The 14,595-nt window shown below is 68.2% G+C and carries 15 protein-coding genes; 2 read left to right on the top strand and 13 right to left on the bottom strand.

What is annotated here, in order from left to right; all coding sequences use genetic code 11:
- Positions 1-6 precede the first annotated feature (6 nt).
- The 12 genes from C8K36_RS20935 to C8K36_RS20880 all read right to left on the bottom strand — a co-directional run bounded on the left by C8K36_RS20935 (position 7) and on the right by C8K36_RS20880 (position 11,309).
- Positions 7-621: a TetR/AcrR family transcriptional regulator gene (locus C8K36_RS20935; RefSeq protein ID WP_107986655.1), complete on the bottom strand. Its 615-nt coding sequence runs from the start codon at positions 619-621 to the stop codon at positions 7-9.
- An 83-nt stretch (positions 622-704) separates the two neighbouring features.
- Positions 705-1,571 carry an aldo/keto reductase gene (locus C8K36_RS20930; RefSeq protein ID WP_107986539.1) on the bottom strand — a complete coding sequence of 289 codons (867 nt, stop codon included), beginning with the start codon at positions 1,569-1,571 and terminating at the stop codon, positions 705-707.
- A gap of 56 nt (positions 1,572-1,627) precedes the next feature.
- Positions 1,628-2,524 carry an MBL fold metallo-hydrolase gene (locus C8K36_RS20925; RefSeq protein WP_107986537.1) on the bottom strand — a complete coding sequence of 299 codons (897 nt, stop codon included), beginning with the start codon at positions 2,522-2,524 and terminating at the stop codon, positions 1,628-1,630.
- Between the two features lie 74 nt (positions 2,525-2,598).
- Positions 2,599-3,564, bottom strand: a complete 966-nt coding sequence (locus tag C8K36_RS20920; protein WP_107986535.1) for a D-2-hydroxyacid dehydrogenase family protein — start codon at positions 3,562-3,564, stop codon at positions 2,599-2,601.
- Positions 3,557-4,942, bottom strand: coding sequence for an MFS transporter (locus C8K36_RS20915; RefSeq protein ID WP_219910037.1), 1,386 nt, complete (start codon positions 4,940-4,942; stop codon positions 3,557-3,559). Before C8K36_RS20915 ends, C8K36_RS20920 begins: the two co-directional genes overlap by 8 nt.
- 170 nt (positions 4,943-5,112) lie before the next feature.
- Complete coding sequence (locus C8K36_RS20910) at positions 5,113-6,249, bottom strand: MFS transporter (RefSeq protein ID WP_219910036.1); 1,137 nt, start codon at positions 6,247-6,249, stop codon at positions 5,113-5,115.
- A gap of 215 nt (positions 6,250-6,464) precedes the next feature.
- Entirely contained in the window at positions 6,465-7,223 is a 759-nt protein-coding gene (locus C8K36_RS20905) for an energy-coupling factor ABC transporter ATP-binding protein (RefSeq protein ID WP_107986529.1), read from the bottom strand.
- Positions 7,223-7,981 (bottom strand): cobalt ECF transporter T component CbiQ, encoded by a 759-nt coding sequence (gene cbiQ, locus C8K36_RS20900; protein ID WP_107986527.1) that lies wholly within the window; start codon positions 7,979-7,981, stop codon positions 7,223-7,225. The genes C8K36_RS20905 and cbiQ overlap by 1 nt, the downstream gene beginning before the upstream one ends.
- 1 nt (position 7,982) lies before the next feature.
- Positions 7,983-8,333, bottom strand: coding sequence for a PDGLE domain-containing protein (locus C8K36_RS20895; protein ID WP_107986525.1), 351 nt, complete (start codon positions 8,331-8,333; stop codon positions 7,983-7,985).
- Entirely contained in the window at positions 8,330-9,016 is a 687-nt protein-coding gene (locus C8K36_RS20890) for an energy-coupling factor ABC transporter permease (protein WP_181319670.1), read from the bottom strand. Before C8K36_RS20890 ends, C8K36_RS20895 begins: the two co-directional genes overlap by 4 nt.
- A 135-nt stretch (positions 9,017-9,151) precedes the next feature.
- Positions 9,152-9,442 carry an ABC transporter permease gene (locus C8K36_RS20885; RefSeq protein WP_107986521.1) on the bottom strand — a complete coding sequence of 97 codons (291 nt, stop codon included), beginning with the start codon at positions 9,440-9,442 and terminating at the stop codon, positions 9,152-9,154.
- A 238-nt stretch (positions 9,443-9,680) separates the two neighbouring features.
- Positions 9,681-11,309, bottom strand: a complete 1,629-nt coding sequence (locus C8K36_RS20880; protein WP_107986519.1) for an ABC-F family ATP-binding cassette domain-containing protein — start codon at positions 11,307-11,309, stop codon at positions 9,681-9,683.
- Positions 11,310-11,582: 273 nt separating this feature from the next.
- Between C8K36_RS20880 and C8K36_RS20875 the strand changes: the two genes are divergently transcribed.
- The gene (locus C8K36_RS20875) at positions 11,583-12,074 is read left to right on the top strand and encodes a beta-class carbonic anhydrase (protein ID WP_107986517.1); all 492 of its coding nucleotides are present in this window, start codon (positions 11,583-11,585) and stop codon (positions 12,072-12,074) included.
- Between the two features lie 8 nt (positions 12,075-12,082).
- Here the strand turns inward: C8K36_RS20875 and C8K36_RS20870 are convergent, their stop codons facing one another.
- A complete protein-coding gene (locus C8K36_RS20870) occupies positions 12,083-12,658 on the bottom strand; it encodes a hypothetical protein (protein ID WP_107986515.1) in 576 nt (191 codons plus the stop codon).
- Positions 12,659-12,773: 115 nt separating this feature from the next.
- Here C8K36_RS20870 and C8K36_RS20865 point away from each other — a divergent pair, with 115 nt between their 5' ends.
- Positions 12,774-14,510 (top strand): penicillin-binding transpeptidase domain-containing protein, encoded by a 1,737-nt coding sequence (locus C8K36_RS20865; protein WP_107986513.1) that lies wholly within the window; start codon positions 12,774-12,776, stop codon positions 14,508-14,510.
- Positions 14,511-14,595: the final 85 nt, after the last annotated feature.

The raw sequence follows: 14,595 nt of genomic DNA, 5'->3' as shown, positions 1-14,595 counted from the left end.
GGTCGGTCAGGACACCTTGCCGGGTTCGGGCCAGACGGCGAGCACAGTGTCGGCGGCGGCGTGGAGGTGTCGGCCGGGTACGTCGTCGCACACTTGCGTGGAAATGCCGAGCAGGAAGCTGTGGATCATGGACGTGAAGCCGTCCACGTCGGTGTCTTCCGCCAGCTCGCCGGCTTGGATGCCTCGTACGACGCATCGGCGGATGCCTGCTCGGTCCGCCGCACGTCGTGCCGCCATCATCCGGCGTACCGCGGCTTCGCCGTCGCCGGGGGCGCGGACAGTGCCGGACAGTGCGACGAGGCAGCCGCGGGGATGGGAGGTGTCGGTCTGCATGTCGATCGACCCGTGGAGCAGCCGGGCTATGGCCTCTCGTGGACCGAGGGTCTCGTCAGCCATGACGTCGGTAACGCTGCCCGGCCCGGCGACGTAGTGCTCCGCCGCTCGTTCGAACAATCCCTGCTTGGAACCGAAGGCGCCGTACAGGCTCGCCGAGGACAGTCCGGTGACTTCGCGGAGCTGGGTCATCGACGTCGCGTCGTAGCCGTGCTCCCAGAACAGCCGCATCGCGGCTTCGAGCACCGCCTGCGTGTCGAACGCGCGGGGACGGCCGAGGGTGGGCACGGCGACCTCCTTAATGGAATGAATCATCCATTATAACGGTGCGGCAACCGCGATCCGGCGGTTGCCGCACCGTGAGGCATGTACTACACAGCCTCGGACAGGGCTGCGAACTCGCTGCCGGACAGTTCGATACCGGCAGCGCTCACGTTCTCCTCGAGATGTGCCACGGAGGAGGTTCCCGGGATGGGCAGCATCACCGGGGACCGCTCGAGGAGCCAGGCCAGGGCGAGTCGAGACGGGGCCGTACCGTGTCGTTCGGCCAGGACGGCCAGTGGGCCGCCCTTCTGCGCGAGCCTGCCAGTGGCGAGCGGGAACCAGGGGATGAAGGCGATGCCGTGTGCCGTGGCGTAGTCCAGCAGAGGCTCGGCCGTCCGATCGGCCAGGTTGAACAGGTTCTGCACCGAGACGATCTCGACTATCGCCGACGCCGCCTCGACGTCCCCCACGGACACCTCGGAGAGGCCGATGTGGCGGATCTTCCCTTCCTCCTGCAACTCCTTCAGCGTCCCGATCTGATCCTCCAGCGGCACCTCGGGATCGATGCGGTGCAGCTGGAACAGGTCGATGCAGTCCAGGCCGAGGTGGCGCAGGCTCATCTCGGCCTGCTGGCGCAGGTACCCGGGCCGGCCGACCGGAAGCCACTGATCGGGGCCCGGGCGTGTGAGGCCGGCTTTGGTCGCGATGACCAACCCTTCCGGATAAGGATGCAGGGCCTTCTTGATGAGCGGTTCGGCGACCGCCGGACCGTAGGAGTCGGCCGTGTCGATGAAGTCGATGCCGAGGTCCACGGCTCGGCGCAACACCCGGACGGCTTCGTCCGGATCACTCGGATCCCCCCAGACCCCGGGGCCGGTCAGCTGCATCGAGCCGAAGCCGAGGCGGGTGACCGTCAGATCGTTTCCGAGGGTGACGGCGCCCGCCGTCAGGGCGGGCCGCGATTCTGTGTTCACTCCGAATCTCCTTCTGGTGTGGTGGTTTGCGCTCGCAGGGAGTGCCGCCCGTTACGTCAGCGGGCATCCGTCGCGTCGTTCCAGGGTCGCCAGCGCCCGGAATCCACGGTGCCCAGTTGCTGATCGGCGAAGTGGACGCCGAAGCCGTACACCCCGTCTCGCTCCAGGTAGTCGATGAGCCGACGCCGGGACCGCTCGGCCTCGTCTCTCTCGGTGTCGAGCAGCACCTCCCAATCCGGGTGCGCCACCTGAACGGGCGAGTGCAGGGCATCGCCGAATGCCACGACTTCCCGACCGTCGCCGGTGTCGAGAATCCACGCGGTGTGCCCTGGCGTGTGTCCGGGCAGGGACCACGCGCGGATGCCATCGGCGATCTCGGTCCTGTCGGCCACGGCGACCGTTCGTTCACTCTGCCCGGCGAGCACCGGCGCACTCCCGGGTGCGATGCTCTCCAACTCGCCCTCGCCGACCATCCACCGGGCCCTGGTGAACAGGCTCCGCGGATCGTCGACGGCGTCCGGCCGGGCCCAGCCGGTGTGGTCGCCGTGGAAGTGGGTGAAGGCAACCATCTCCAGCTCGGCCGGATCCACGCCGAGGGCGGCCAGCGACGCGGGGAGATCCTGTACGTGGCCGAAGGCGTGCTGGAAATGCTCCACCTCGTCGCCGGAGATGCGCCCATGTCCGGCGTCGATGAGCAGTCGGGTGTCACCGCGCTCGACGAGCAGGGCTCCACATCCCATGGACAGGTGACCGGCTCCGGTGACGTGGGTGCTGTGGTGGCCCCATTCCTCGTCGGTGGAGGACGGGTACAGCCGGTCCGGAATCATCGCGACCCCCGCGTCCGGGAGGTAGCTCACGGTGAGTTCACCGAGTGTGCGCCTCCAGAGCCCGGGCATCCGGAAGCCCGAATCGTCGCTGCGCGCCGGGTCGTGTCGCTCGTGGGTACCGTGCATTGTCACGGAGTCGTGCCTTTCGTCGGGTGTAGCAGAGGCAGAGACAGAAGCAGAGGCAGAGGGGTGCTGTCTTCTCACGGAGCGACCACTCGGATCGGGGTTCCGGCGCCGTAGGCGAGGATGTCCTCGAGCGCATCGGAATAGAAGATGTCGTACGTGCCCTCGGTGACGTAGCCGAGGTGCGGCGTGAGCACCGTCCTCGGAGCAGTGCGCCACGGCGAGTCGTCCGGCAGAGGCTCGACGGAGTGGACGTCCAGGCCGGCCCCGCCAATCCTTCCGTCGCGCAGAGCCGCGAGCAGTGCCTCTCCGTCGATCAAAGCGCTCCGAGAGGTGTTGATCAGAAACGCATTCGGTCGCATGAGCGCGAGCTCGTCGCGCCCCACGATCCCGGTTGTGCGGGCGGAGGCCTTGAGGTGGACCGTCACCACATCGGAGGTGGCGAGCAGTTCCTCCTTGTCCACCGGAGTGACGCCGACGGCGCGGGCATGGCCGGTGTCGAGGTGGCTGCTCCACGCGACGACGTCCATGCCGAAGGCGAGCCCCACCCGGGCCACCCGGGTGCCCACGCTGCCGAGCCCGATGACGCCGAGACGGGCGCCGTGTAGGTCGCGACCGACGGTCCGCTCCCAATCCCCCTCGCGCACAAGGCGGTCCTCGGTGGGGATGGACCGGGTGAGGGCGTGGATCAGGCCCCAGGTCAGCTCGGCAGTGGAGGTCAATCCTCCTCCGCGCGTACCCGACACCACGATTCCGCGCTGCTCGGCCGCGGCGACGTCGATGGCTGCATTGGCCGGGCCGGTGGTGACGAGCAGGCGCAGATTCGGCAGGCTGTCGATGACCGCGGCGGGAAACGCGGTGCGCTCACGCATGGCCACGACGACGTCGAACGGCCTCAATGCTGCTGCCACGTCCTCGGCGCCGCCCAGAGGCTCGGAGAACACAGTGAGCCGGGTGCTGTCCGGTAGTGCGCTCCAGTCGGCGTGCCGTCGCGCGACACCCTGGTAGTCGTCGAGGATCGCCACTCGGCGGATCTCAGGCATGGTTGGCCTCCTGCGGACGAGACGGCTCGGCGGGGCGGGCGGTCGTGCCGGCCTCTGCCGTCGGGGGTGTGTGGGGATCGGGGTCTGCGGCCGACATCATCGGCGGGGCAAGCGGTTCGGCGGGGCTGGGGTGCCACCATTCCAGGGCCCACGTCCCGACACCGACCAGTGCGATGGCGACGCCGAGCACGCACACCCCCGGCCAACCCACGCGCGGATACAGGGCTGCGGTCAATGCCGAGGCGACCGTGCTCCCGGCGAAGGCGGACACCATCAGGGCTGTCGTCACGCGGCTCCGGGCATGTGGTGCCCGCCGGTAGATCGCACTCTGGTGGCTGATCAACAGGGACTGCTGTGCGAGATTGAGCGCCACAATGCCGACGACCAGCGCGACCAGGCCGGCCGGTCCGCCCACGCCGGCGATCGCGAGCACCGGCCAGCTCGCCGTCAACAGGATCAACCCACCCGTCGTCACCTGACGACCACGCCCCCGGTCGGTGAGCCGACCGGCCCTCATCGCGGCGACACCGCCGACGACTCCGGCCAGCCCGAACAGGCCGATCGCTGCGGGCCCGTACGAATACGGCTCCTCCGCCAGCAGGAACGAGGACGCGGTCCACAGCACGGTGAAACAGCCCATGCCGACTGCGGCCAGGACCATGCGCCGACGCAGCAGCGATTCGGTGCGCACCAACGCCGCGACCGAGCGTAGAAGGCGGGGATAGGTGGTGTGTTCCGTCGGCGGCACCCGGGACAGGACCAGTCGGAGCACGACGGCCAGAACTGCCATCAGGAACGCGGCGAAGACGAACACCCAATGCCAGTCGCCGATTTCGGCGAGGAGTCCGGCGATCGTACGGGCGACCATGATCCCGATCAGCAGTCCGCTCGTCACCGTGCCCACTACGGCCCCGCGCTGATGATTCGGCGCCAGGGACGCGGCCATCGGCACCACGATCTGCGCGACCGCAGACGTCACACCGACGAGCGCGATAGCGGCGAGCAGTGCGCCCACCCCCGGTGATGCCGCCGCACCGAGCAGAGCGATGGCACTCGCGCCGAGCAACACACTCACCAGGCGACGGCGTTCGAGGACGTCTCCCAACGGCACCAGGAGCGCCAGTGCCAGCGCGTAGCCGACCTGCGAAACGGTGATCACCAGCCCGGCGACCCCCGGGGAGACCCCGAGTGCCTGCGAGATCACCGGGAGCAGCGGCTGGGCGTAGTAGATATTCGCCACCGCCGCCCCGCAGACCACGGCCAGCAGCAACACGATTGCCCCGCTCAGGGACGGTTGTTCGACGTCGGGGTCGCCCACGGGTGCCGCGGGCGCTGAGCGCCGCTTCATCCCACTCGTGGCGACTTCTGGATCGTTCATGCCGTAATACTTGCCGCAGAAGGATCGTGCAGTCAATTCTTTATGGACCAATCGATCTGAAAGTGAGCAGAGTCACTACCGGAAGGTCCCCGACGGGCACCGCGTGTCGAATTGCGCACGGGATCAGTAACATTGGCCACCCAATGCGAAAAGCTCTGAATGGGATGCCGCTACCGTGTCGCGTCTCGCCTGCTCGGCACGAAGCCGTGCGAACGTGCGAAGGCCACGACAGTGATGGTTGCGACGAGAATCGCCAGTGCTGTGAGTGGAAAGGAGCCGGCGCCCGACACGCCCAATGCGATTCCGCCGAGCGCCCCGCCCCCGAAGATCGCCGCGTTCGCCACGGTTGTGAGCATGGAGTTCGCGACGTCCGCATCGGGGCCCGCGGCATCCGCGAGCGCGGTCTGAAGCAGGGAGGCCGCGCCACCGAACGAAATGCCCCACAGTAGAACTGCGACCACGAAGAGAACCGGGTCGCTTCCGCTGAACGTCAGGATGGCGGTGCCTGCTGCGAAGGCGACGAGACCGGCCAGGGCGAGTCGCCGCAGCATCCGATCGACCAGGGCTCCCGTTGCGCCGATGCCGGCCAGTGATGCGACGCCGAAGATCGCCAATGCGACATCGACTCTGATCCCGACACCGAGGTGCTCGATGGTCGGCGAAATGTAGGTGTACAGCAGGTTGTGCGCGAGGAACCAGCCGAGCACAACTGCAAGCACCGACCCGACGCCGGGGATGAGGATCACGCGGCGCAGCGGAGTTCGAGCCGTTCGGTCCTGGCCCGGGGCGTCGGGTACCGCGGCGACGATCCACACTACGAGTGCGACTGCGGCAATGGACATGATCGCAAACGTCACACGCCATCCGGCCGCCGTCCCGAGGAGGGTCGCCAGTGGTGTGCCGACGGCAAAGGCCACCGGCGTGCCCGCCATCGCGATGGTGAGCGCGGTTCCGGCCAGCGCCGGCGGTGACACCTTCCGCGCGTAGCCGGCCAGCATCCCCCAGAGTATTCCCGAGAAGGCGCCGGCCACGAAGCGTGCTCCGAGCGCGACCGCGAAGTCGGGCGCCAAGGCGGTCATCGTGTTCGCCACGACGAAACCGATCACTGCGATGGTCAGGATCGGCTTGCGCCGGTGTCCGCGAGTGAGGGTGATCGCCGGTATCGCGCACACGACCGCGCCCAGTGCGTACGCGCTGATCAGCTGACCGGCGGCGGCTTCGCTGATGTCGAGCCCCTCGGAGATCTGGCGGAGAAGTCCTGCGGGCAGCGTTTCGGTCATGATGACGACGAATGCTGTTGCGGCCATTGCCAGCAGCGCAGACCAGGGCAACCCGTCTCCGGTCTCCCGCGGGTATCTGCCAGTCCGCGACGAGGCTGACGTCTCGTCGATGTCTACTTCTGGAGTGATCATTCCATAATTTAAGCATTTTCCGCGCAGGCTGCGGAACGTGCCCTTCGGCCCACGTGCGTGGGCCCGACGAGAGCATCGTGTCCCTGTTCGAGCAGATCGTCCGACGCGCGTCAGCCCTCGGGGGCCGGGGCCGGGGCCGGGAGCGAGAATCCCCAGGGCAGTTCCAGGCGGTGCGCGGCCAGTAGGTCCCGGTCGGAGAGAATGCGCTCGATCCGGTCGTCCGCGACCACGCGTCCCTCGTCGAGAATCACCGCACGCCTGCACAACTGGGCGGCATACGGCAGATCGTGCGTGACGAGGAGCAAGGTCGTGTCGAGACCGACGAGCACGTCGGTGAGTTCACGCCGGGCGACGGGATCGAGATTGCTCGACGGCTCGTCGAGCACCAGTACGTCGGGCCGGCACGCGAGCACCGTCGCGAGAGCCACCCGTCGGCGCTGACCGCCGGACAGGTGCCCGGCGCTGCGCTCCGCGTGCTCTGCCATGTCGACCTGCTCGAGGGCCTCTGTCACGCGCCGCTCTAGATCATCGCCGCGTACCCCGAAATTGACGGGGCCGAACGCGACGTCCTCGGCGACCGTCGGCATGAACAGTTGATCGTCCGGGTCCTGGAACACCACGCCGACCCGCCGCCGGATCTCGCGCAGGTTCTCGCGATCGACGGGCAGACCCCCGATCTGCACGGACCCGGACGACGCCGTCAGTACGCCGTTGAGTTGCAGGATCAGCGTCGTCTTGCCGGCGCCGTTCGGTCCCAGGATCGCGACGCGCTCGCCCGCCGCTATCTCGAGGTCGACGCCGTCGAGCGCCCGTCGGCCGTCGGGATACTCGAAGACCAGAGCATCGGTCTCGATTGCGGGGGAGGTCATCACACCATCCAGGCCGCGACGGCAATTGCGACCGCGCTCAGGGCGGGTGCGAGGGCGGTGGCCCACTCCCGGCGACGGGCGGCGGGAGCGTGCAACGGCACCGTGCCGGTGAAGCCGCGGGAGAGCATCGCAAGGTGCACCCGCTCGCCGCGTTCGTACGAGCGGAGGAACACGCCGCCGACTCCGCGTGCGGTGGCACCCACCTGATGCAGGGTCCGCGGATCGTCGCCGCGGGAGATCCGGGCGATCCGCATTCGTTCGATTTCGCCCGCAAGCAGATTCACGTAGCGGAGCATGAGCGTCACGACGGTCACGACGATGCCCGGTAGGTGCAGCCGCGACAGCCCGGCAGGAAGCGAGCGCACCGGGGTGGTCGCGGCGAGGGTCAACGACACGAGCACACCCAGGCTGCCCTTGACGAGGATGTTCCATGCCGCCCACAGGCCGGGCTCGGACAGCGACAGTCCGAGAACCGTGACGTGGTCGCCGGCCTCCGCGAACGGCAGCAGCACCGCGAGCACGACGAACGGGACCTCGATGAGCATGCGGGGGGCCAACCAGCGCATCGTGATTCCCGCGATCCGCCACACGACGGCCAGGATCACGAGGTACCCCGCGAACGCCCAGACCGCCTCGCGAGGTGTCGCCACGACCGCGAAGACGCCGACAAAGGCGGCCAGGATCTTCACCTCCGGGGGCAGTCGGTGAACCGGGGAGGCCCCTTCGAGGTAGAGCGGGTGGGTGTGAGAACCGGACACGTCACGGTTCCCGGCGCGGTCGGGCGAGGGCGCGGAACAGCAGTCCGGCCAGTATGAAGACGGCGACGACGCCCAGCACCCCGGCCACCCCGGTGAGGGCGGAGTCTCCGCGGATCGAGTAGTCGGCGAACGGGGACGACGACAGGTGATGGTCGGTCGCGCCCTGCGCGATGCAGTCGCCGACCAGTTGCTCGGCGCCGTCGACGTCGACCACCTCACAGCCGCGCTGAGTGGCCGAATCGAGGCCGTCCGGACTGGAACTGGCGAAGTACGACAGCACACCGGCGACCAGCAGGGCCGCGATCGCGAAACCGACGAGGAACCGTGAGCGGATGCGCGAAGAGGTGGTCATGCCGACATCGCCCCCTTCGTTCGCGTGCGGTCGGTTCGGGATCGCAACAGGTACACCAGATCCGGGCGTGCGCGTGCGACCGCGACGACCGTGAAGGCGGTGATGATGCCCTCGCCGATTCCGATCAGTGCATGGGTGCCGAACATATAGGCGGCTACGGTGTGCAGCGAGGTGACGGCGTCACCGCCGATCGCGTACTCGACCACGAACATCGATGCCGCGAGAACTGTTGCACACCAGGCAGAGACGAAGGCAAGGATGCCGATCCCGGCGTCGCCGCGGCCCGCGAGCAACGGGCGCAGCGCGACGGCGACCGCGTAACCGACGGCCGTGCCCACCAGCGCCATATTGGTGATGTTCGCGCCGAGGGCGGTGAGGCCGCCGTCGGCGAACAGAAGCGCCTGGACGCTGAGCACGATCGCGATGCACAGCGCGCCGGTGTACGGGCCCACCAGGATTGCGGCCAAGCCACCGCCGAGCAGGTGGCCGCTCACGCCGGGGAGGATCGGGAAGTTGATCATCTGGACCGCGAAGATGAACGCTGCCACCAGTCCCGCCATCGGTGCGGTGCGTTCGGTGAGTTCCGTTCGGGCTCGCCAGATCGCGACGCCGACTCCGACGATCGCGACGGCCCAGAACAGCGCCGAAGTCGGAGCGTTGATGATGCCGTCGCTCATATGCATTGCGACGACCTGACCGTTCACGCCTGCATTGTCGACAGCCACACTGCCCTCCTGGGGCGAGGGGATTCGTGGTGCCAGTTTATCGAGTCATGTGAACACCTGAACAGGCTTTCCGGAATCGTCCGGTTCTCGCCGTCAGCGCGAGCGCAGCATGAAGTACGCGCAGGCGGCCGGTACGACGGTCAGCAGCAGGACGCGGAACGCCTCGCCCGGGGGCACCCCTATCGTCAGTGCCATGACGGTGGGGCCCACCGCGGCGAGGACGGCGAACACGGTCGACAGGCTGCGGGTCCGCCGCCGTTCCTGGATGCGGGCCTCTTCGGCGATCGATCGGGCCTCCCGTTCTGCGCGAACATGGTCCTTGGTGTCGATCTGTGCGCGGTTCTCCTGCCGGAGGAGGGGGTCGGTCGTCTCGAGGGCGTTCACGGTGTCTACCTTTCGGCTCGTCGACGCCCAGCCTACGGGCGTTTTCGTCGCCTTCCCGCGGCGGCGGGTGTGGCCTGAATGCCATAGCGGCACAACCAGTTTGTTTGTTGCCGGTGTGGTTGGTGGGGCGTAGATCGAGGACCTTGGCCGCTAGTGCCCTGGATGCGCGGCGTGTTAGCCCCGGTCGAATGCGGTGCGAGTAAGAGATGCATCTCACCCAGGGGTGAATCGGTGGGCGCTACCGATTCGGGTGGTTCACCGCTGCGGAATCGACGTCGAGTTCGGCGAGTTCGTTCGAGCCGAGCTCCAGGCGGCGCGTGATGCCGATGTCGTGCAGGAACTGCCGATCGTGACTCACGACGACGAGCGCCCCACGATATTCGTTCAACGCCTGCACCAAATGGGCGAGGGACGGTAGGTCTAGATTGTTGGTGGGCTCGTCGAGCATCAGCAGCCGTGGCGGTGGGTCGGCGCTGAGTAGCAGCGCGAGCGCGGCGCGCAGTCGTTCCCCACCGGACAGTGTCGAGACCGATGCCTCGGCCTCGACGCCGCGGAACAGGAAGCGGGCCAGGCTCCCCCGGATCTGTTCGGGGGTGGCGTGCGGGGCGGCGGTCGCGACGTTCTCCGCAATCGAGGCGTTCTCGTCGAAGATGTCCAGTCGCTGGGGCAGGAAGCCGAACGGCACCTTCGCGCCCACTCGCACGATCTCCTTCAGCGCGGTCGTCTTGCCGATCCCGTTGCGTCCGGTGAGCGCGATGCGTTCGGGTCCGGTCACGGTCAGATCCACCACCTGGCCGGTGCGCAGGCGGACCTGCTCGAGTTCGATCACCTGCTGTCCGGGGAAAACTGCGGTGTCCGGCAGATCGATGCGGATCTGGCGATCGTCGCGCACCCGGTCCTGTGCCTCGGTGAGCGCCTTCTTCGCGTCGTCGACCTTCTCGATATGGTTGCCGCGCAGCTTGCCCGCCGACTCTTGCGCGGCCCGTTTCCGCATGCCCATTATGATCTTCGGCTCGCGCTTGTTCTCGAACATCTTCTTCCCGTACCGGGCACGACGATCCAGCTTGATCTGGGCCTCGACGAGTTCGCGGCCCTGCTTGCGGACGTCGCTGCGCGCGTCGCGCACCGCGGCGAGCGCGGCCTGCTGCTCCGTCTCGATCGCGTGCTGATAGTCGCCGAAGTTGCCGCCGAACATGCGAATTCGACCGTCGCGGAGTTCGGCGATCGTGTCGACCGAATCGAGGAGATCGCGGTCGTGGCTGACGAGCAGGACGGTGCCGGGGAACTGCCGGACGGCGGCGTCGAGCAGATCCCGGCTGGCGCCGTCGAGGTTGTTGGTGGGCTCGTCGAGCAGCAGGATGTCCGGCTCCTGCAGCAGTTGTGCGGTGAGGCCGAGCAGCGTCGTTTCACCCCCGGACAACTCGCCCACCGTTCGATCCAGGTCGGTGACGTCGGCGACGATGCGGTGCAGGCCGAGGCGGTGGAGTATCGACACGGCGCGTTCCTCGATGTCCCACGACGTGCCGACGGCGTCGAAGTCGTCGTCGGCGCCTGCGCCGGATTCGATGCGCGCGAGGGCCTTCCGCACCCCGGAGATACCGAGGATGGTGTCGACCTGGACGCCCGGGTCGAGTGTCAGGTCCTGCGGCAGGTAGGCCACGTCGCCGTGGGCAGTGATCGAGCCACGGGCGGGTTGCAGACGGCCCGCGATGAGCCGCAGCAGCGTCGACTTGCCGCAGCCGTTGAGGCCCACCAACCCGGTTCGTCCCGAACCGAAGACGGCGTCGAGGCCGTCGACGACGGGGGTGCCGTCGGGCCACGCGAAGGTGAGATCGGACAGCGATACGGACGGGGACGGGTGTGCCATGAGAACTCCGAGAGGTGTGCGTACGGGCGCCGACGCGTGCCACAGCACACGCCGCGCGGGGCGCGGGGATCACCTCTACAGGAGCAAGGGCCTGTCCTATCGATCGGAAACACGAACGTCGACCACGGTATGGCCGGTTCAACCACCGCGCAACCCATTTATTCCGCTCGAAGCGAGCGGAAGGGTTCCGCGGGCGGGCGGGCGCGACGATCATGGAGGACGTGTGCGGGTACTCGACCCCTGCTCGACCCCCCAGCAACCCGGGAGACGCCGATGACGGTCACCGACGAATACCTCGAGAACAACAAGCGCTACGCCGAGACGTTCACCGGCCCGCTGCCGCTGCCGCCGAGCAAGCACGTCGCCGTCCTCGCGTGCATGGACGCGCGCCTTGACGTGTACGGGATCCTCGGCCTGGGTGCGGGGGAGTCACACGTGATCCGCAACGCGGGCGGGGTTGTCACCGACGACGAGATCCGATCGCTCGCGATCAGTCAGCGCCTCCTCGGAACGCGCGAGATCATCCTGATCCACCACACCGATTGCGGAATGCTCACGTTCACCGACGACGCATTCAAGCGCGACATCCAGAACGAGACCGGCATCAAGCCGAACTGGTCGGCCGAGTCCTTCCCCGACCTCGAGGAGGATGTGCGGCAGTCGCTGCGCCGGATCGATGCCAGTCCCTTCGTGACGCTCACGCAGTCGTTGCGCGGCTTCGTGTTCGACGTCGCGACCGGACGTCTGAACGAGGTCGCGCTCTGAGTGCTCCACTAGATCTGCGGTCCCTCCGATCTGAGGTCGTCGACCTTGCGCATCGCCTCCCGTAATTCGGCGAGCCACTCCTGCGCGTGCTGCCCGGCGAGCTTGACCGTCCACGCCAGCGCGTCGGACCGGGAGCGCGCGACGCCGGCGTCGACGAGCGTGTCGAGCACCTTGCGCTCCGGCTGGCGTAGCCGCGTCATCACCGGAACAGCGAGGTGCGTGAACAGGATTCGCCGATCACCGATCGTGACTCCCCACGCGACCTTGCGCCCGTAGCGGGCCTCGGCCTCGTCCGCGATCTGCATGCGCGCCGGCCGGGTCGATTCCCGGAAGCGAGCGACGCGGCCGTCCTCGGCCGCTGTGGAGTCCTCCGTCTCGTCGGCGGGGAGTTCGCCGAACACGACGATCTCCTCGCGATCCACCTCGACGGTGGCGGGGCCGGTGAACCAGTCGTCGGGTAGCCGTCCCGCAAACCAATCCGGGGCGTCCGACGCATCCGGTGCGTCGGCCTGTTGCCAGCCTCCGGGTCTTCCGAATCTGCGGCCACCGGGTCCGAATCCGCCGTGGCCGTGTGCCCTTCCCATGATCGTCCTCCTTCGAGCCGATCGGGTAATGCTTACTGCACTGATTACATGATTACTCCGTTCGAACGGCGGCGCCACCGTCCACGGGGTCTGTTTCTCGGGCATCATCGGGACCATGTCTGTCTCGCGACTCGGCCCCCGCACCACCGCGACCGCTCTGGCCGTGGCTTCCGCCCTCGTCCTGTCCGGGTGCGGCGGTTCCGAACCCTCTCCCGAGCAGCGATTCGCCGACGCGCTCGCGAGCGGCGACGTGCAGGCGGCCGCCGATCTGACCAGCGACCCCGCAGCGGCGTCGAAGGCCATCACGGCGATGCTCGACGGTCTCGACGCCCAGGGACGTTCGTTCACGGTGTCCGAGAACGGCGATGCGTTCACGCTCGCCGCCGACTGGAGTTTCGGGGAGGGCAAGCAGTGGCAGTACTCCACCGAGGGGCGAGTCGCGGGCGATGTGATCGCGTGGGATCCCGCGCTGTTGGCCCCCGGCCTGGGCGCCGGCTCCACCGTCCGGTTCACCCCGACGTCGGGAACGCCGGCCGAGGTTGTCGCGAGCGACGGGCAACCGATCATGACGCAGCAGGTGGTCACACTGGTGAACATGCAACCGCCGGCGGACACCTCGGCGCTGGCCGGACTGCTGACGCCGATCGCCCCCACCGTCACGGCCGAGTCGTTGCGCGCGGAACTCGCGAAGTCCGACGGCAAACCTGTCAATGCAATCACCCTGCGCGAAGCGGACATTGCGCCCGTCCGAGCTCAACTCGCGGCGATCCCGGGTGTCGAACTGGTCGAGCAGACGCGACTGCTGACGGTCGATCGCGCGCTGTCGTCTCCGGTGCTCGCCGATCTGACCACCGTGTGGCAGGAGCAGCAGGACGCCGCGGCCGGATGGGCCGTGCAGATGGTGAACGCGGACGGAACGACCCGTCGTCTGGCCGGGCAGGACGCGGCCACGGTCCCGGACGTCGACACCACGCTGGATCTGCGGTTGCAGACGAAGGCCGAGGACGCGCTCGCGAGTGTGCCGCAACCCGCCGCGATCGTCGCACTGCGGCCGTCGACGGGCGCCGTGCTGGCGGTGGCGCAGAACGCGCCCGCCGACGCGCAGGGTGCGGTCGCGCTCACCGGCCTGTACCCGCCGGGTTCGACGTTCAAGACCGTCACCACGTCGGCGGCGCTGCAGGACGGAGAGGTCACCCCGGACACCGTGTTGCCGTGTCCGGGCACCGAGAACATCGAGGGGCGCCAGATCCCCAACGACGACAACTTCGATCTCGGTTCCGTGCCGTTGCACTCGGCGTTCGCGCACTCGTGCAACACGACGATGGGTCGGCTGGCCGTCTCGCTGCCGCCGGACGCGCTGCAACAGGCCGCGCTCCAGTTCGGTCTGGGCGTCGACTACATGACGCCGGGGCTCACGACCGTCACGGGCTCGGTGCCCTCGGCAGAGTCGCCGGCCGAACGGGTCGAGTCGGCGATCGGGCAGGGCGAGGTGACCGCGTCGCCGTTCGGGATGGCCCTCGTCGCGGCCTCCATCGCGAACGGGTCGACGCCGGCGCCGACCATGATCGTCGGCAAGCCGGGCGTCGCCGATCGCACCGTCGACGCCACCCCCGCCGACGTCGATGCGGCGCTGCGTTCGATGATGCGCGAGACGGTCACGGACGGGACCGCCAGGATTCTCGCCGATATACAAAACCTCGAGGGCAAGACAGGCACTGCGGAGTACGGTGATGGCACACGCCCACACGGTTGGTTCGTGGGTATGAACGGTGATCTCGCTTTCGCGGTTTTCGTTGCGGGAGCAGATAGTTCGGGTCCCGCGCTGGAAGCTGCCGGTCGGTTCCTCCGGTAGTCCCACGTCGCTCCCGACGCGGCGCGGAAGTAACGAGTGGGTATCGGCACCGAGCGCCAGTGGCGCAATCGTGACCCCTTCGTAC

Origin of the sequence: Rhodococcus sp. OK519, assembly GCF_003051005.1 — a bacterium.
GTDB lineage: Bacteria > Actinomycetota > Actinomycetes > Mycobacteriales > Mycobacteriaceae > Prescottella.
The sequence above is the reverse complement of the archived record's forward strand: the minus strand, read 5'-3'. Positions and strand labels throughout refer to the sequence as shown.